Genomic DNA, 18,757 nt, shown 5'->3' with positions numbered 1-18,757 from the left:
TTCTAATACCATTAATCATAACAATAATTTCTAGCATTACTAAACTTCAATGCTATGGATCAATAACGAAACTGCCTCAAGCCAATTTTGATGAATATCAAACTCTGTTCTAATACTTTCAACATTTAAAATTCTCCTATCTGCTTTTAATATCCACAGTAACTACCCTTGTATTTTATTGAGGATTTTCTTTAATTACCGTCACAATGTTTGGATTTTAAAACACTTTAAAATCTCTTAAAAAAGTTTTATTCTAGACACGAGCAAGATGCTCGCGCTAGCGAGGGATATGATTCAGTGTTAAAATATATATCGATATCTAATCTTAAATAATATGCTGTTTATTTCTGCAATCTTTTATCTTCATACTTGTCTCTCTCTGTTTTCAAAGACACTAACCAATCCAAGTACATATTCTCAGGCATACTGCGATAACCGATTTTGTGAATATGAGCATATTCTTTATTCATTAGGCTGAACAATTCCTTTGCTTTAGGATTGGGCAATACAGTCTGAATATCTTGAATGTTCTGTTCTTTCATTACTCTTTGAAATTGTTTTTTATGAATTTCAGCCTGTAATATCAAAGCATTTGCTAAATAAGGGTGTATCTGTATTGCTCTTTCCGCACATTTCAAAGAAAAACTTCCATCATTTTCTGGATAACTTCTTTCATAAGCATTTGCTAGATCAACCAATAGTAATGCAAGACTTTCTTTATTGTTCAATGCCTTCATAAAGACACCATTCTGGATAGCATCTAAATGAATATACCCCGAAGCCATTAACCAAGAATCCTGTGGAAAAATACCGCTGGTTAACTCTGTATTGAACCAGCCTATTGATTTAATGTTATGCTTAATGTAAATGTGATTTGGAGCAAGTGCTAAATTCGCATCAACTCCTAATTCTTCAGCAATAATTTTGTATAAATAAGGCATGGAATTACAGTTACCTTTCTGTGTATCTAACAATTTTGACACAAACAGATTAGATAATTCTTTATGCCCAAATACATCCTCAAAATCATAAGTAAGCGGTTTATATTCTACTGTTTTATCACCTATAATTACAGGAGTTTCTTGACACATTATTGTGTAAATTGCGGCATATTTACTTACTGTAGATTCGTCTTTTTCCGTATATTTTAGTTTTCTATTGGCTGTAAGTTGCCTACAAAAACTGGCTAAAAATTTAATTTTTCTATTGAGTTGTACAGTATCTAATTTTCCTTGACTATAAGCGTTTTCAACAGAGAAAACTGCTGTTTTAAAAGTATATGGTTGTTTATCATTTAGCATATTATCTAGTGTTTGGAAAGCATCTGAGTAAAAATGGTTTTCCTGTGCATTAAACATAAAGGAAATGCTTAATGATAATATAAAGTATATCTTTTTCAATTACTGTGGTTTTATTTGAATTGATTTCTTCAACCTAAAAAAATTTAAACTATCTGTTCCTCTTAATGGATGAAGTGTATAAATAGAAAAATTATTTTTCTTTTCATCAACATTAGCGATATATATACCCATTTGTCCTTTTTCAGTTTTTTTAGGTATCATTACCTTTGCTAGATGATTATTGATTGTATCATAATAATAGTAATTATCTAAAAAAATACCCTGACTATTGTCAAGCTCCTTGTTAGTAGAAAATTCAACATTTTCCCCAACAGAATTTTCTTTTAAAGTCTTATATATCAAACTGTCATCAACAATAATTTTTGATTCATTAAATGGATTATTATAAGCACCATATTCAATGTATATTGTGTCTGAAGCAGATGTTATTAAGGTTGTGATTTTAGAATCAATGCCTTTAGAATCAATGCCTTTAATATCTTTTTTCTTCCAATTTGTTGGAACTTCAAAAGAAACTTTTCCTACAGTCTCCGTTCTAAATTCGTCTTTTTTAGTATTACAACTTAATAGAAAAGAATTTAGAATGATTATTAAAAATTTTCTCATCTTGTTACGTTATCTTTTTTAAATTTTTGAGCTTCACTTCTTGAAGAGGTAGAATATCCTCCAGAATAAGTTTTTACTTGTTTTTGTGCACCAATTGCCCCCGATACTATTTCCCCTCTTTGTTGTGAAGTTATAGAAGTTTGTCCTGTACCCTCTGCTTTCATAAGCCCTTTATCATTTGAGGAATGTTTCATTCCCATATTATGCCCAAATTCATGTTTTACAACTTCATTGAAAGTGCCTTTTTTAATTGTTCCTGCTTCGACAGCTGATACTCTTCCTGGGTTTTGTCCTCTACCTAATGCATCACCATCGCTATTCTTCACTTCATTTGCTACAAATAGTACATGGTCATTTTTTCCTATATCATCCATACTTGTAACCACTTTATACTGTACATCAAAATTTTTTATGTTATCCATTGTAACCGTAGAATTATTGTTAAAAGAGCTTATTCCCATCCCTTCAAATTCATTAATACTGACGGAACCTGAGTTTTTACTAAACATTGTTTTAGATAAATCAGCCCCTGATAAATTAACAACTGTCAAAGTCATTTTGACATTAACATCTCTTTGTATTAATTGTGATTTACCGTCTGCTCCTTTTGTAACTGTAGATTTTAAAATAGTAGTTATAATATCTTCTGGAGCCATCCCATCTGGATCTATAAACCTTAAAGGATTATTCATAGCATAATTATAGGGAGACCACCTCCTAAACTCTTCACTTAAAGGGTCAGGAGAAATCCACCTACCATGGGTATCGCCAATAGGTTGTGCATCAGGATTTGTTAAGTCAATATCCATTATTTCAACAACATTTTGTGTTTTTGTGTTAAACTTTACTGAACCTATAACAACAATACTGTCTTTATCATGAAATTCTAGATATTTTCCTTTGCTCAATGTAGCAACTTTAGGATAGTAACCATATTTCTTAAATGGATTTCCTGCTTCAATATTTTTACGTCTTCTTTCAGCTTCTTCAGAGGTAAGAGGGTCTCTTGTTTTCAGAACCTCACTCATATATGGACGGCTTCTCTCTTCCTTTGTTAATATAACAGGGTTTATCCATTCTTTCTCTGGTGTCTTTGGCTTATTTTTCTTGACCTGTGCTTGTGCCAAGCTTGCTAAGATCAAAAAACTAAAAAATACAATTCTTTTCATATAACAATTATGCTTTTCTAAATTTAAAATTTTTCTTACAACCATGCTTTAGGAATGGTATAAACTTTAGGCGTTTCCTTTTTAGGAGGTATTGGTTTTAATTTTTGTTGTTGCAGGGTTTCTTTCTGCTTTTGTGCATTCAGAAGCCTCATACGCTCCGCAATTTCTTCACTCTTTTGCTTGTTTTCAGCAGTATTTAATGAACTTAACCATTGTTCATAATCTTCTGGTGGCATTATACTAAATCCTGACTGGTCAATTTTATCGAATTCATTATTAATTTCTTGAAGCTGGCCTACTAAATTTGGATAATTTCGGATGTTTTCTAATTCTTGCTTGTCTTCATAATTAATTCCTATCCTTTTACAGGCTTCCTGAAAACGGATTTGATCAATATTACTTTTCCATAAAGTAGCATTGATATTGTTAGGATTAAGTTCTAATGCTTTATTTAAACCTGTCCTACAAATTCATCATATCCGAATTTGTGAATATAACCGCTCGCTAAATCAACAAATGTTTGCGATAAGACTTCTTTCTTACTTAAATTCTGCATATACAGTTTATTCTGTAATGCCTCAGATTTGATGTAACCAGAATTAAGGACAAAGGAATTTGCTGAAAACATTCCGTTAGTAAGCTCTAAACTTATCATTTCTCTCGAATCATCCATGTATCGAATATAAGAGTGATTCGGAGACATTACTAAAAAGGCTTCCGCCCCGATTTGTTCTGCTAAAATCAGATACAACAATGGCATTGAATGACATTGCCCAGTATTAGATTTCATGAGCTTAGAAACAAACATTTTGGAATAATCCTTTACACCCATATAATCTTCAAAATCATACTTCATTGCTTTATGGACTATTTTTCCGTTTTGCTTAGTATTTTCAGCAAAATATTAGAATATAGCTAAATTCTTTGAGCTGTTATCAGTCTCATCAATCTTTTCACTAATGATTTGATTCTGAATAATTTTTACAGCTTTCTGAATGCTATTTTGAAATGTGCTTTGGAAATTTTTATCATCATTGTAGTAAGCATTTTCAACAATAAAAACCGCATCAGTTACTGAATAATCTTCAGGATTGAATTTTGAAAGATTACTAAATGCTGTATAATATGCTTTTGTTCCTTTTTTATCGGCCAATGAGTTAAATAAATATATTTTTGATTCCTGCTTCTGAATTTCGTCAGAATAATATTTATGTTGTCTTTTTTCCTTTTCTTCTGCTTCAATTCTTTTAAAATCATTTTGAACCATCGTCATATTTTGTTGCTGTATTCTGGAAGTATTTGAACTAGAAAATGATGAGGGTAAAGCTGGAATATTTTGATTCTTTTGGGGATGAGTAAAATTATTGGTAGAATAATTCTGAACAGCTGAAGGATGTAGCTGTTCTTTATTCGGGAAATTAGGAATCTGAGAGAATCCTAATATACTTAAAGGCAAAAGAATGGAACTAAAATATTTTTTTTGCACTGCATTTAGTGTTTGGGTTACAATTTAAGGATTTTTTATTTCCCTATAATGTGGGAAACCGTAATTGTTTAGCAAATATATTTAGTAGAAACGACAAATCATGACGTGTTTTTATTTATTTTTTTCCTCGTTTGGAATGGCTATATGGGTTTGATTATGATTCAATTAAGATATGCTGCAGTGTAAATAAAGCCCTGATTGAAACTGAATCAACCAAGGTTTTTTTAGAACTTAATCAAAGTATTCCATGTGTTACTTATGGTATCTTTCCATTAAATTCAGATAAATAAAAAAAGCCCCTAAAAAAGGAGCTTTGTGACCGCAGAAGGATTCGAACCCTCACTGTCGGAGCCGAAATCCGAAGTTCTATCCATTAAACTATGCAGCCGTATTCTTTAGGAATAAATGATAAGTAATGTATAATTTCAAAATTACTTATCATTCATTTCTTTGGATTTAGAAAGTAATCTTCACACCACCCAGAATTTGTGGACCTAAGACTTTATACGCCTTGTAGGTCTGGTATTTTGAGCTTAGAAGGTTATTTCCGAGTGCGAAAATACTGAAATTTTTGTGAATTTTATACTCTGCAGAGAGATTTAAATCCGCATAACCACCAACTTTATCGTTCGTATTTTCTAATGAACGGTAAATCATCCCATTAGGAGCTTGGGCGTTTGCAATTCCTTCAATTGAAAAAGAGTTCGTTGTTCTGTCGCTCGCAAAAATACCTTTGAAACCTAGTAATAATTTCTTGTCCAGCATTGTATATTTAGCACCAATACTTGCGTTCAATAATGGAACGTTGTAGATATTATCGTAGTTCTTCAAGTTATATTTTGTAAACCTTACTTCCCCGTCAATCATTAAGTTTTCTAATGGGAAATACTGTACACTCCCTTTAATATCGCTTACATTTCCATCATCGTAGATCGCAGAGAATGTGTTGGCAAAATCATAAGCAGAACGGTTCAGGGTATAATTGTTGTCGAAAAGGCTGTTTGCTTTAAAGAACATGATGTCTTTCATTTTTCCGAACCCGGCAGAAACATCATATTTCAATGTTTCATCGATATCTCCTCTTAATCCTACATAAAAGTGATATTTCGTTTCTGTAGGCTTTAAGTACTGGTCAGAAAGCACGTAAGGATTCTCCTGAAGAAGATCTCCGTATGTATTAAGCTTAAGACCACCGTCTACCCCTCCGTAGAATTTAAATTCTTTAGCAGCAGCCACCTGGAATTCTGCTTGTGGGAACCAATAGGTTTTATTATTCTTCACCTGGTCCATCAATCTGTTTGAATTCTTAGCATTCAGGAAAGAAAATCCTGATCCTAACATCAAATAGGATTCTCCTTTTCTAAAGGTTACTTTTGGCGTTAAACTCGTATTAAAGAAATTAGAAGAGTTTTTATCAACGATGGCAAAATCTGTTTTTACAGCTTCTAAACCTACGCCTAAATCTGCATTCAGATTGATTCCTGATTTTCCTAATTCAACAGCATGCTTAGAGAAGTTAGCCAAAATAGAAACCTGATTTTCCTGAGTATCAAAATGATCTTTCAGGAATGATGATTTTACTCTTACATCATTCAAAATTTCATTAGAATAGAAATCATAGTATCCATTCACTTTGAACTGATTCACTTTTTGCTTCAGATCAACATCAGCATTTGGAGTCAGTGCATAGATCCCGTAATAGTTATAGTTATTCAAACCATATTCAGCATTAATATTGAATTTCCCTTTATCTCCATAAGAGTTCAAGAAAGCCCCAATCGTAGCTGAAGTCTGCTTTGATTTCCAATCGTAATCATTTTTAAGACCACTGGTAGAAAGCAAATGCACATCTGCTCCTACTTCAAACTTATTTTCAAGGGTTTTGGAAACATTCCCATCCAACAGAATCTTCCCATAATTTCCCATTCCGAACTGGACATAGTTATTCTGAGCTGTTCCGTCAAATTTCGGAGCCACATCTTCTCCCTGGATTGTTGAAGTTTTGAAGTCAGAAACCGCAGGAACATCTGTAATGGTATATCTTACAGGGGTCTGGGATTTCTCTTCCGGCGGATAGTTTTTAATGGTTTCTACGGAAGTCTTCTTTTTCTCAATCTTCTTCACTTCCGGTTCTCTCTTTTTATTAAGAACCAGTTTTTCTTCCTTGATCTGGGAAAACGCAAACTGCGAAACCCCTAAAAATATGATGGATAATAATTGAATTTTTCTGTTCATTACTACTTCTTGTATTTATGTATCCATGTAAAATGCATTATGACTGTTTACATGAACAGGATACTGCATTTTTACTTTTTAATCTGCTTTTTAACTTCTTTAGCTTCTGCTACGATGTCCGGGAAGCTCTTATAATTAGAAATAATCTGGTCACATGTATAACTTGCCTGGTAGTTATCTTTTAAGCCAATATAGTTTTTAGCCATCATTACCAATGCTTTTGCACCCCAATATTCTTCTGATGCATAATTATTTGCAAGCTTAAAGATGGTTTCATTAGAAGATTTGAACGCTTTTCCTTTATTCTGATAATAAGCTTTTGCATACAGCGCCTCTGCTGCTACCGAAGTATTGGACGATTTTTCAAGAGAAGTATAAGCTGTTTGAGCATCTTTATCTTTTCCTGAATTCATCAAACTTCTAGCCTTAATTACTTTTGCCGTTTCTATAACAGCTGCAGAGTTTTTAGAATTTGCAATAACGGCATTGGCCAGTTTTTCTGCTTCAGAGAAGTTCTTTTCATCCGCATACAACTTCATCAACTCAACATTCGCATAGTTTTTAATGCTGATGTTGGAAGAATTTTTAATGCCTTCCAGATATTTCTTAGCTTCTGTTGTATTACCCTGTGCAATGAAAATCTGGGCTAAACGGGTTTGAGCATCATCCTGATAATCATTCTGAACTCCAGCCACCTCCTGTAAAACAAGTAAAGCTTTTGTAGAATTATTGGTTTGATAATAGCTTTCTCCCAATTCATATTTAGCCTGATAAAGACCTTCTCCAGTTGGATTCTGCGTCAGATATTTCTCATAATAAGAAATAGCATTTTTATAATCTTTCTTAGCGAAATATTGTTTTCCAGTAGATAAGTTGATCTCATCAATTTCAGAAGCATCAACATTGACCCCTATATTTCTGGCAAAGTTTTCATACCCTGAAACATCGCCATTTTTCGTGAATATAGGTTTTGCTGCCTGAGCAATCTTTTGAGCATATGCAGTATTTTTATACTGTTCTCCCAACGATTTCAGTTCAGAAAGTGCTTTATCATTTTGGTTCTGATCGATATAATTTTGTGCTCTGTAAATAGATGCATTGGCGATCAGATCTTTGTCTGAAGATGTTTTAATAACCTTTCCAAAGTAATCATTGGAATTCGCAAAATCATCCTGCGCTGCATAAGCCGTTCCTATTTCATATTGAGCATCATCATAATACTCGGAATCCGGATATTTTGATAATAAGTTTTTCAGATTATTGATCTTCGCTTGGGTATCCCCTTTAAATCCTAAAGCCATGGCTTTCTGATATACAGTATAATCTGTAGCGTCTGCATTTTTATCATAGATAGCAATCGCTTCATTCAGGTCGTTATTCGCATAGTGAATATCTGCCAGACGAAGTTCTGCATCATTTTTAAATTCAGGTTTAGGATTCGCCAGATACTGTTTGAAGTAAGTGGCAGCCTGATCGAATTTTTTCGCTTTAAAATAAGCATATCCCAGATCATAAGGCAGCTGCTGCTTTTCCGGGAAGTTTTCATTTATAAGCTTTTCGTAACGAACAATGGCAGACGGATAATTTCCTTTCTGATAATATACCTGTGCCAGCCAATATAAAGCTCTGCTGTTAAATTCTTTATTGATATTAAAGCCTAAGCTTCTTAAGAAATACTTTTCTGCTTCATCATAATTCCCTTTATTGAATTCTTCTGTTCCTAATAAATAAGAAACCTCCTGATCTACTTTGTTGATCTCAGGGGAAGAACTTTGCAATCGGTCAATAGCACTCAACGTTTCCTTATAATTCCCGGAATACAGGTATGATTTCACCAATAGTGATCTCATTTCTGAGGCATTGGAAGCGTTTTGGTTTTCGTTGATATAACTTTGAAGAACGGTAGACGGATTTTCAAAAGGGTTTCCGATATCATATCCTAATTTAGCATACTGTTCGTGGGCTAACTTTTTCACCTTTGCATCATAATCCATCTGGTAAGAAGAACGGAATGCAGAAAGAGCCTCTTGTTTTTTATCAACAGCTAAGTAAGCATTCCCTAATTGATAATAGGCATTTTGCGCCAATGCTGAATTACTGTTAACAAGCTGGTTATAATAAGAAACTGCTTCGTCATACTTTTTCAGCTGAGCCGCAACAAATCCCATTTCATAAAGGTCATTTTCCGATGGGTTCTGCTGTACATTCAGATAATCTTTCAAATGTGGATAGGCAGCATTATAATCATTCTTCATGAAATAACTCTCTCCGATGATCTTATGCACTTCTGCTTTGTATGACTCTGAAATATTTTCATTCAATAGAGCATTCCCTTCAGAAATAGCTTTATCATAGTTCTTATCATTATAATACATCTGTACATAATACGGACGTACCAGTTTCGAGAACTTATCCTGATCTTTTATAGAATCAAAATACTGGAAAGCTTTATCATTTTGCCTGTTGCTGTAGTACAGGTGTCCAAGCATATAAGCGATCTCCCCTTTCTGAGACTGATCGGCAGTTTTATAAGCTTCCTCTAAAGCATCAGTAGCGCCTTTAGAATCTCCCATCATAAACTTGGCATACCCCAATTTCAGAATATACTGGGTATTCTCTTCTTTTGAAAGCTGGTATTGGTTAACCTTTTTCAAAGTTTCCAATGCTTTGTCAAAATCTTTTTTAGCCAGATAATAATCCGCTAAAGGAAGATTAGCCTGGGCAAAATAAGCAGAATTAGGATATTCTTTCATGAAAGCAGTCAATCCTTCTTCAGCATGATTTTTCTGAAGAATCACACCAATCACATTATCAAAAAACTGCGCCGCCTCCTTTTTCGAACGGGACAAATTCTGATTGTAGAAATATTGTCTTGCATATTCGTATTGGGAGGCGTTGTATATTTTGGTTTGATAAAGATTCTCAGCTAGATTGAATCTATAATTTTCTTTCTGGGTAAAATATTGGGACTGTTGAGCATCGGAGATTCCGAAATAAATGACCGCAGCCGCTAAAAGTATTTTTTTTGATTTCATTCTTCTTGATATAAGAAAATTAGTCTAAATAAGTTAACGAAAATATTAAAAACTTATTGTTTAAGCAAGTTTTAGCAGATTTAATAATGTAAAGCAGTGAATTCATAACAGTAAAAAACATTTCACTATCACATGATAAAAATTCTTACTTTAGTCTGGTAAAAATGTAAACAATTTTAGTAAACAGTTAACAAAATACATTTTGATCTGATACTTTTTCAACAGCAGCTAAAAACATACCATAAATACACTGTAACATGAAATTTAAGATACTTTTAGCATTAATTTTTGTCAACCTAATGCAGGCTCAAAAATTTTATTTCCCCAAAACAGCAGTCACAGATTACCTTATTTTGGAAAAACAGATGCCAGAATTAGCGACTAAGGTGATCTCTAACCTTCAGACTGTGAAGTACAAACCTAAAAACGATGTAGATTTTTCAGATGCTCTTTTCCGCCTGCAGATGGTGGCTAAAGACTACAAAAAATCCATTATAACCCTGGCTGAACATCGTAAACAGTTTGCTGACCATAACATGGCCGGATATAAATCTATGGGATACGAAGTCTACAGTATGGCAAAATTAATGGAAGCGGAAACGAAAACTTCATTTCCTAAAGCACTTCAGACAGCATTTAATAAAAAATACGAAAGTCTGGATGAACATTTGCTTCCCAGGGTTGGGCTTGCTGTGAATGGTGATGTCAATAATTTCAGAAAACTATTGAAAAAAGCACTGGATAAACAAAAAGGAAAAGACAGTATAGATTATGCTTCGGCGTTGGCATTATGCAAAGCTTATTTAAATTATAAGACTTATTCCAGCATCCATCCTCAGGTGATGCAGCTATTGATGGTAAAGGACAAGGAAAAATTTATTACAGAAACAAAAGAGCTTAAAACCCGGAATGGAAATACACTGACCATTACCATTATCAGAAAAAAGGAGAACAAATCCCCTCTTCCGGTTATTCTCACCAGTAATATTTACGCTGGTGAAATTGATCATTTTTTTGGAAAAAGAGCTGCGGTTTACAACTATGTAGGAGCTGTAGTCAATACCAGAGGCAAAAGAAACAGTACTGATGAGAACAACCCTTTTGAGCATGAGTCACAGGATCTTTATGAAGTCATTGACTGGGTAAGTAAACAACCTTGGAGCAATGGTAAAGTAGGAATGATCGGAGGAAGTTATGTAGGATTCAGCCAATGGGCCGCTGTGAAAAAACTACATCCTGCCTTAAAAACTATTGTTCCACAAGTTTCTGTAGGAATCGGGATTGATTACCCTGCCCAGAATAATGTATTTATGAATTACATGCTGCAATGGATCCAATACGTAACCAACAATAAATATACTGATGAGGCAGATTTCAGTAATGCTGCAAAATGGGATTCTATCAATACGGCATGGTATAAAAGTGGTAAATCATTCAGAGCGCTGGACACTATAAGTGGTAAGCCCAGTAAAATATTCCAAAGATGGCTGGATCACCCGGGTTATGATCAATACTGGCAAAAAATGGTTCCTTATAAAGAGGAATTTGCGAACATCAACATTCCTATTCTCACAACTACCGGATATTATGATGATGACCAGATTGGTGCATTATATTATTACAAAGAGCATATGAAATATAACAGAAATGCAGATCATTATCTGGTGATGGGCCCTTATAATCATGGTGGAGCACAAAGCTTTGGATTCACTTATGTCGAAGGAAGCCCTATAGATCCGGCAGCCAGAATCAGTATTGATGATCTTGCTTTTTCATGGTTTGATTATATTCTTAAAAATGGAAAAAAACCGGACCTTTTAAAAGATAAAGTTAATTTCCAGGTCATGAATACCAATACATGGAAACATGTTCCAAGTTTGGATAAAATACATACTTCCAGTCTTAAATTTTATCTTCAGAATAGTAAAAACAATGCTTCGGTTTTTAATAAACCCAATCAACAAAGCTTTACCCCACTCAAGGTTGATTTCAAAAACAGAAATGATAAAGACACTTATTACGCTGTAAGCAAAAAAGACAGTATTAAAACCACCAATTCCATTTATTTTGAAAGTGAAGTACTGGATAAGGATCTTATCATCAGTGGAGATATGTCAGGGATTTTTAATATTTCTGTCAATAAAAAAGACCTTGATACCAATACTTATCTCTATCAGATCAAACCTGATGGACAACTTTTCTGGTTATCTTCCCATATTGCAAGAGCCAGCTATGCTAAAGATCATGAATTACGCCAGCTTCTTACCCCAAACACAATTGAACAGGTTCCTGTGAAAAATGCTTATATTATGAGTAAAAAGATAGAGAAGGGAAGTAAATTGCTTTTGGTGATAGGTATTAACAAAACGCCTAACTGGCAACTCAACTACGGAACCGGGAAAGATGTAAGTAATGAAACGATAAAAGATTCGGGAGAACCGATGGAAATAAAATGGTATAATGACAGCTATGTGGAAATACCTGTTTATAAAGACTAAATGTTTCTGATTATGCTATTTTATCCAAATGTTGTTAATGACTGTTAACATCAAAATAAAAAATCATTACATTTGCTTTTTTTCAAATCAAATATAGTTATTGAATGAGTCAACTTTTTAGAAGAAAAATCTATTCAGATACAGATACTTCAACAGGACTTTTAAGAGTCTTAGGCGTTTGGGACATTGTATTTTTTGGTATTGCGGCGATTATAGGAGCTGGAAGTTTCAGCAGTTTGGGAGAAGCCGTTTTCAGAGGTGGTCCCGGTGTCATCCTTCTATATTTGATTTGTGGCTTTGCCTGCGGTTTTACTGCTTTATGCTATGCTGAGTTTGCCAGCAGAATTCCTACCGCAGGGTCTGCATACACCTATGCTTATGCCAGTTTCGGGGAATTAATTGCCTGGATCATCGGCTGGGCATTAATTATGGAATATTCTTTCGGAAATATTTATGTTGCCTTTTCATGGTCTGATTATTTCACCAGCTTTTTAGGGCGTCTCGGAATGCATATTCCCGATTATCTTACGTGTAGTTATACGGAAGCCAGCAAAGCTATCCGGAACGGTTCAGAAAATAAAGAATTAATCAATGCATGGAATACAGCCCCATTGATTGGAAGCCTTAAGTTCATCGTGGATGTTCCTGCTTTGGTCATTAACGGATTAATTACATGGCTGTGTTATGTAGGCGTAAAAGAAAGTAAAAACTTCAATAACTCTTTAGTAATTTTAAAATTAGGCGTAATTCTATTGGTAATCCTGGTAGGTTTCGCTTATATCAACACCGATAACTGGACACCAATAAGTCCCACAACAGGCTCTCCTTCCTTTATGCCTAATGGATTTACAGGAGTGATGAGCGCTGTCTCAGGGGTTTTCTTTGCTTATATAGGTTTTGATGCCTTAAGTGTTCTTTCCGAAGAAACAAAAGACCCTCAAAAGACTTTACCAAAAGGGATGATTATCTCACTTGTATTATGTACTGTGATCTATATTGCTCTTACGCTGGTATTAACGGGAATGGTAGATTACAGAAAATTTGATGGTGTGGGAGACCCGCTTTCCTTCATTTTTGAAAAAACAAATGCCAATGTAGCATGGATGGAACTGGTGGTTTCTTTTGTTGCCATTGTTGCCATTACCACGGTGTTATTGGTTTTCCAAATGGGGCAGCCAAGAATCTGGTATGCGATGAGTCGTGACGGACTAATGCCTCAGAAATTCCTTAAGATTCATCCAAAATATAAAACTCCGTCTTTTGCAACCATTGTTACCGGAATTGTAGTAGGGATTCCTATCTTATTTACAGATAAAACATTCATTCTTGACTTTACGAGTATCGGAACAATTTTCGCATTTGTTTTGGTTTGTGCCGGAGTCCTGACACTTCCTGCCAAGGAAAAAATAAAAGGCAGATTCCACCTTCCTTATATCAATGGTAAGATTATTTTCCCTGTTGTTTTCATTGGAGGACTGATCGTTTTCTATTACTGGCAGCCTGAGTTTTTCCAAACACTGATGAATTGGAGTGACCCTAAAGAGGGAGAGTTCAGAGCTTCTATCTTCTTCTTTATCCTGATCAATCTCATCTTATGTGGGGTTGCTTTTATCAAGAATCTTTCTCTTATTCCATTAGTAGGATTAAGTTCTTGTTTATATCTTCTTACCGGAATGAGCCATGAGAACTGGTTCTGGTTTGGGATGTGGTTCCTGATCGGAATGTTTATTTACTTCTTCTACGGGTATAAAAACAGTAAGCTCGGAAAAGAGTTAAAGAATAGCTAAAACAATATATAAAAGCATTAAAAAAGGCAAAATGGCGGGATAAGCTATTTTGCCTTTTTTCTTTTTCATCCTTATTTAAAATCGGCAGAATTATTGCTACACATTCAACAGAAACAATAAACTAATGCCGCTATGTCTGAAAGAATCAAAACCTATAGAGAGTTTTATCAGTTTTATCTCACGGAACACAGTAAAACAGGAACCCGAATATTCCATTTTATCGGTACATTACTTGTATTTTTTGTAATAGGATATGTCATCAGTTCAGGAAAGGAAAGGTTTTTATGGTACATTCCTATTTTTGGTTATGGGTTTGCCTGGTTTAGCCATGCTGTGATTGAAAAGAATAAGCCCGCCACCTTCAAGTATCCGTTGTGGTCACTGATCTCGGATTTCAGACTTTTCTTTGAATTACTAATTGGAAAACAAAAGTTTACAGGCACTAATAATCAAGTACAGAGTCCGTAACGCCACACCATTCTATTTTTGCTCTCAACATCATGTTTTTTAAACCATTAGGAGGAATTAAAATGGTAGGAATATTAACATTACAACTTCCCTTTAAAGATGGGATGTCATTCTGGATGTAACGGAGTGAAATGAAGAATCTCACCTTCGTTGGAATGACAATAGACCATACAAATTGTTGGACCTCTTAAATCAAAACGCCTGAACTCAGATTAAATTTAGCCAGATGAAGTTGAATTTTTCGGTGCAGTCATTTTCCCTATCCAATAACCTAAAGATGGTAGGATAAAAGATAATATGAGAGGCAATACAAGGGAAAAACCTGTTCTTTCCAGCTCTACAATCAAAGGGAATAAATAGCCATTATAGACTATTAAAGCCAGGGTAAAAATAAAGCTGTCACTCCCACTTGTGGAAAGAAGATTAAAATTATTTCCAAATTGGTCAAACAACCCGGACATTGCAAAGAATACAATGTTTACAAAAAACATCCACAGGACAGATCTATACGTCATTTTTTGCTTTGCGTTAAAGTATCCGGCAAGAATTAAAAAAAGCGACATAATTGCAGAAATCGAATAATCTACAATGGTAATAACTTCTTCACTACTCCCCTTTGCAAAGAAATAAATAGCATACAACAATAAATTGATGAGATAGATGACTGTAACAAAATTCATAGGATTACCATTATATATTTATGCTTAATACTGTTTTTCCAGAATATCATAATGAATTGTATTCAATACTTTTTCTAAGGCTGCATCTTTATCTTTAACCGGTTCCGGAATATAACTTGAAAAAGTGATCGTTTTATCTTTATTGAAGGTTACTACCACCTCTTCAAGAATGTTTTTATCATCTACATAAAACTGGATTCTATTGTCTATGACCTTCCAGAAAGAAAGCCTTGGCTCTGATGGTGTGCAATTCCCTACTTTCCCCTCTATATAATTATATACGGCAAAACCATCCTCTCTTATCGCATAGTTACGCATCAGCCGGCAGTTGTCAAAGTCTTTAACAACCTTCTTTTTCCCTTCATAAAACCCTGATTCTTTTAGTTTCCAAAATCCTATAACATCTTCTTTTTTAGGGTCTGCGCGCTCACCCAAGAAGTGAAGCTCAAAGCAGAACAAAATAACAGCTTCTTCATTATTTTTTCTTTTTCTTTTTAATATTAGGACTTTTAGGAGCCTTATCCATCTCTTCACCCACCTCAATAAGTCCCATTGACATCATAGAGGCAGGATCACCATGCTTCTCCCCTTCTTTCCAGGTTTCAAAAGCCTTTTCGCGTAGTCCCAGCAGATGATAATAAGCTCCCAGAACATTATATCCTTCTGGATCACCAAGGTTTATTATCTTTTTGGAAAGTTCTATCAGTTCCGGATGAGGCTTCAGCTTTTTATCTTTAATTCTTTCAAGATCACCAAAAAATCCAGGGGTATATTCCATCATCTTTAGCCCAAATGCATTGAGGCAAGCTTTAGCCAGCCCTTGATTACAAAAGTCGTCACTAATTTTGGTATAATCGTTAGTATTTGAAAACAGAGCATCTAATCCTGACATATTCTTAGTCTTATCATAATACCCTGCCAATAAACCTGCTCTTTTCTGGGCCTCTTCAGGATTTAACCGGTTATTAACTTCAGTACTGTCTTTTTTACGAACCCAAACTCCGTTTTTAACCCAGTCTGAAATACCTATTAATTTATCTTTTTTAATCTTAAAAATAAATACATCCTTATCCGGAATCACAATCAAACTATCATTTCTGGTAAAATAGTAACTGCTTTTAAAGCCATCCGCTATTTTACCATTTCCATCAAAATTGAAACTTTTATAGAAAGTCTCATTTCCCTGCTCCTCAAAATATCCCTGTAATGCATTATCTACTTTTTGAGCGAACATACTACTGGTTACAAAAACACCAGAGATTAATACCATTAATTTTTTCATCAATTAAAATTCTTTCTCTTTTCTAGCAAAATATAAACTCTATATTTCTTCAATTCCCATCATATAATAGAATTCTATTCAGAGTCTTTGATCCTGTCTATAATTCCCTGACCTCCAATATTTCTCCTTCTCATCCTGCACTATTTAAGATATACATTTCTCTGATTTCGTTTATTGAAGCCCTCAAATTAAATGATTAAAAAATGAAAAAACAATACCGGAAATCCGCTAATTCAAGAAAATTTCGGCATGGTAATTGCCAGGTATGCGCTAAAATCAAGTTTATGAAAAATATAGCAACAATTCTAAAGGGGGTAGCACCCGCATTCGCATTATTTGCAATGACACAATGTACAACAACAGCTGGGGTATCCGCTGGAGATGAAAAAACTTTCATCGTGGGACCACAAACAGCAGACTGTACGGGAGTAGCTCCTATGAAATGTTTGCAGGTAAAAGAAAAAGCTTCTGAAAATTGGACTAATTTTTACACAAACATCGAAGGATTTACTTATGAACCAGGGTATGAATATGTTTTAAAGGTAAAAACAGAAAAAATTGCTAACCCACCGGCTGACGCTTCTTCCATAAAATATACATTGGTAAAGCAGGTTTCTAAAACGAAAAAAGACGTTCCTGCAGCGGGTGAAAAAACACTTATCGTAGGAGCACAAACTGTAGATTGTTCTGCAGGAGCAGGCCGTATGAAGTGTTTACAGGTAAAAGAAAATGCTTCTGAAAACTGGGGTAATTTCTACAGCAATATTGAAGGGTTCACTTACGAACCGGGTTACGAATATGTTTTAAAAGTAAAAACAGAAAAAATCGCTAATCCACCGGCCGATGCCTCTTCAATAAAATATACATTGGTAGAACAGGTTTCTAAAACAAAGAAATAAAATAAAAAGGCTTCAGAGTTTTCTGAAGCCTTTTTATTTTATAGTCAGGAAGCTTAAACATGTTGTGTTGGAAGTTATATCAGAAAGCAAACCTTCACTAGGTATGGATAAACTAATTAAAAAATATTTATTTCCTTCTTTGGCTGCCACAACTTCCCTCTTCTAGCTTCCATCATCCTTATTACTATTCCTATTGCTTTTGTGGTGGTTCAGGATATTTTCCTTTACTCGCTTCTCCTACAGTATTGGCTGTTGTCATTGCTACCACAAGGTCATTCAGCATACTGCTGGCTGCCGTTGGCGAGTTGGGAAGAAGAACAAGATTACTTCTGTTACTTGCTCCTACGGAATGGAGGGTATCATAATGCTGTGTCACAACAATAAGCGCTGATGCTTCGTGTGAATTGATTTCTACATTGTTCAGCATTCTTACAGATTCTTCAAGTCCTTTTGCAATTTCCCTTCTTTGATCTGCAATCCCCTGCCCTTGTAATTTTTTAGATTCTGCTTCTGCTTTTGCAACAGCCACAATTCTGATTCTCTGAGCTTCGGATTCATATTCTGCAGCTGTCTTTTCTCTTTCAGCCGCGTTGATACGGTTCATCGCATGTTTCACCTGCTCATCCGGATCAATATCTGTTACCAATGCCTTAATAATGTCATATCCGTAGCTGTTCATCGCTTCCTGAAGTTCACTTTTTACAGCTATCGCAACATCGTCTTTTCTCACAAAAACATCATCCAGTTTCAGTTTAGGAACTTCGGCACGTACTACGTCAAATACAAAAGAAGTAATTTGGTTTTCAGGATTTTCCAAACGGTAATAAGCATCTCCTACCTGATTTCTGATGACCTGATACTGAACAGAAACTTTCATCTTGATGAATACATTATCCAGTGTTTTGGTATCAATCATTACATCCAGCTGCTGGATTCTAAGGTTTAATCTTTTAGCGATCTGATCTATAATGGGAAGCTTAAGATGAAGCCCTGAATGTTTAACGCCTTGAAATTTTCCAAAACGTTCGATGATTGCAGCCGTTTCTTGCTTAACAACAAAAAACGATGCAAATAAAATAATAAGCCCGAAAATAATAACAGGCGCCAGAAAAATACCCATAGTTTAGTTTTTATATTGATTCTTATAAAGATAGAAATAATATTTAAACCAGGGAGAATTATAGGAAGGAAGTCAGAAGCTGGAAGTTATTGAAGTGTGGGGTTGTAACTTCCAGCTGCCAGCCTTAATTT

16 protein-coding genes and 1 tRNA gene are annotated in these 18,757 nt (G+C 34.7%); 4 read left to right on the top strand and 13 right to left on the bottom strand.

Annotation, left to right across the window (positions count from 1 at the left end):
- Positions 1 to 341: 341 nt before the first annotated feature.
- The 9 genes from EG344_RS20130 to EG344_RS20090 all read right to left on the bottom strand — a co-directional run bounded on the left by EG344_RS20130 (position 342) and on the right by EG344_RS20090 (position 9,892).
- Entirely contained in the window at positions 342 to 1,400 is a 1,059-nt protein-coding gene (locus EG344_RS20130) for a hypothetical protein (protein ID WP_228412787.1), read from the bottom strand.
- Entirely contained in the window at positions 1,401 to 1,967 is a 567-nt protein-coding gene (locus tag EG344_RS20125) for a hypothetical protein (protein ID WP_123911122.1), read from the bottom strand.
- Positions 1,964 to 3,136, bottom strand: coding sequence for an RHS repeat domain-containing protein (locus tag EG344_RS24140; RefSeq protein ID WP_185145570.1), 1,173 nt, complete (start codon positions 3,134 to 3,136; stop codon positions 1,964 to 1,966). The genes EG344_RS20125 and EG344_RS24140 overlap by 4 nt, the downstream gene beginning before the upstream one ends.
- 35 nt (positions 3,137 to 3,171) lie before the next feature.
- On the bottom strand, positions 3,172 to 3,372 hold the full coding sequence (locus EG344_RS20115; protein ID WP_123911121.1) for a hypothetical protein: 201 nt from the start codon (positions 3,370 to 3,372) through the stop codon (positions 3,172 to 3,174).
- A gap of 215 nt (positions 3,373 to 3,587) precedes the next feature.
- Positions 3,588 to 3,992: a hypothetical protein gene (locus EG344_RS20110; RefSeq protein WP_123911120.1), complete on the bottom strand. Its 405-nt coding sequence runs from the start codon at positions 3,990 to 3,992 to the stop codon at positions 3,588 to 3,590.
- Positions 3,993 to 4,040: 48 nt separating this feature from the next.
- A complete protein-coding gene (locus tag EG344_RS20105; protein WP_123911119.1) occupies positions 4,041 to 4,622 on the bottom strand; it encodes a hypothetical protein in 582 nt (193 codons plus the stop codon).
- Between the two features lie 316 nt (positions 4,623 to 4,938).
- A tRNA-Arg gene (locus EG344_RS20100) sits at positions 4,939 to 5,010 on the bottom strand.
- A gap of 68 nt (positions 5,011 to 5,078) precedes the next feature.
- Positions 5,079 to 6,857, bottom strand: coding sequence for a TonB-dependent receptor (locus EG344_RS20095; protein WP_123911118.1), 1,779 nt, complete (start codon positions 6,855 to 6,857; stop codon positions 5,079 to 5,081).
- 71 nt (positions 6,858 to 6,928) lie between these two features.
- On the bottom strand, positions 6,929 to 9,892 hold the full coding sequence (locus tag EG344_RS20090) for a tetratricopeptide repeat protein (RefSeq protein ID WP_123911117.1): 2,964 nt from the start codon (positions 9,890 to 9,892) through the stop codon (positions 6,929 to 6,931).
- Between the two features lie 257 nt (positions 9,893 to 10,149).
- Between EG344_RS20090 and EG344_RS20085 the strand changes: the two genes are divergently transcribed.
- The 3 genes from EG344_RS20085 to EG344_RS20075 all read left to right on the top strand — a co-directional run bounded on the left by EG344_RS20085 (position 10,150) and on the right by EG344_RS20075 (position 14,645).
- Entirely contained in the window at positions 10,150 to 12,390 is a 2,241-nt protein-coding gene (locus EG344_RS20085) for a CocE/NonD family hydrolase (RefSeq protein WP_123911116.1), read from the top strand.
- Positions 12,391 to 12,494: 104 nt separating this feature from the next.
- Positions 12,495 to 14,177 (top strand): APC family permease, encoded by a 1,683-nt coding sequence (locus EG344_RS20080; protein WP_123911115.1) that lies wholly within the window; start codon positions 12,495 to 12,497, stop codon positions 14,175 to 14,177.
- 132 nt (positions 14,178 to 14,309) lie between these two features.
- Complete coding sequence (locus tag EG344_RS20075) at positions 14,310 to 14,645, top strand: DUF962 domain-containing protein (protein ID WP_123911114.1); 336 nt, start codon at positions 14,310 to 14,312, stop codon at positions 14,643 to 14,645.
- Positions 14,646 to 14,863: 218 nt separating this feature from the next.
- On the opposite strand, the gene EG344_RS20070 is transcribed toward EG344_RS20075, so the two are convergent.
- The 3 genes from EG344_RS20070 to EG344_RS20060 are packed head-to-tail and all read right to left on the bottom strand — an operon-like array spanning position 14,864 to position 16,607.
- Positions 14,864 to 15,325 (bottom strand): hypothetical protein, encoded by a 462-nt coding sequence (locus EG344_RS20070; RefSeq protein WP_123911113.1) that lies wholly within the window; start codon positions 15,323 to 15,325, stop codon positions 14,864 to 14,866.
- A 24-nt stretch (positions 15,326 to 15,349) separates the two neighbouring features.
- The gene (locus EG344_RS20065; protein WP_164464478.1) at positions 15,350 to 15,784 is read right to left on the bottom strand and encodes a lipocalin family protein; all 435 of its coding nucleotides are present in this window, start codon (positions 15,782 to 15,784) and stop codon (positions 15,350 to 15,352) included.
- A 16-nt stretch (positions 15,785 to 15,800) separates the two neighbouring features.
- On the bottom strand, positions 15,801 to 16,607 hold the full coding sequence (locus EG344_RS20060) for a hypothetical protein (RefSeq protein WP_123911111.1): 807 nt from the start codon (positions 16,605 to 16,607) through the stop codon (positions 15,801 to 15,803).
- A gap of 284 nt (positions 16,608 to 16,891) precedes the next feature.
- Between EG344_RS20060 and EG344_RS24330 the strand changes: the two genes are divergently transcribed.
- Positions 16,892 to 17,506 carry a DUF4377 domain-containing protein gene (locus tag EG344_RS24330; RefSeq protein WP_228412786.1) on the top strand — a complete coding sequence of 205 codons (615 nt, stop codon included), beginning with the start codon at positions 16,892 to 16,894 and terminating at the stop codon, positions 17,504 to 17,506.
- A gap of 190 nt (positions 17,507 to 17,696) precedes the next feature.
- On the opposite strand, the gene EG344_RS20045 is transcribed toward EG344_RS24330, so the two are convergent.
- Complete coding sequence (locus EG344_RS20045; RefSeq protein WP_123911110.1) at positions 17,697 to 18,626, bottom strand: SPFH domain-containing protein; 930 nt, start codon at positions 18,624 to 18,626, stop codon at positions 17,697 to 17,699.
- Positions 18,627 to 18,757 lie beyond the last annotated feature (131 nt).

Origin of the sequence: Chryseobacterium sp. G0162, from assembly GCF_003815715.1 — a bacterium.
Lineage (GTDB): Bacteria > Bacteroidota > Bacteroidia > Flavobacteriales > Weeksellaceae > Chryseobacterium.
This window is presented reverse-complemented; position numbering and strand designations above follow the sequence as displayed.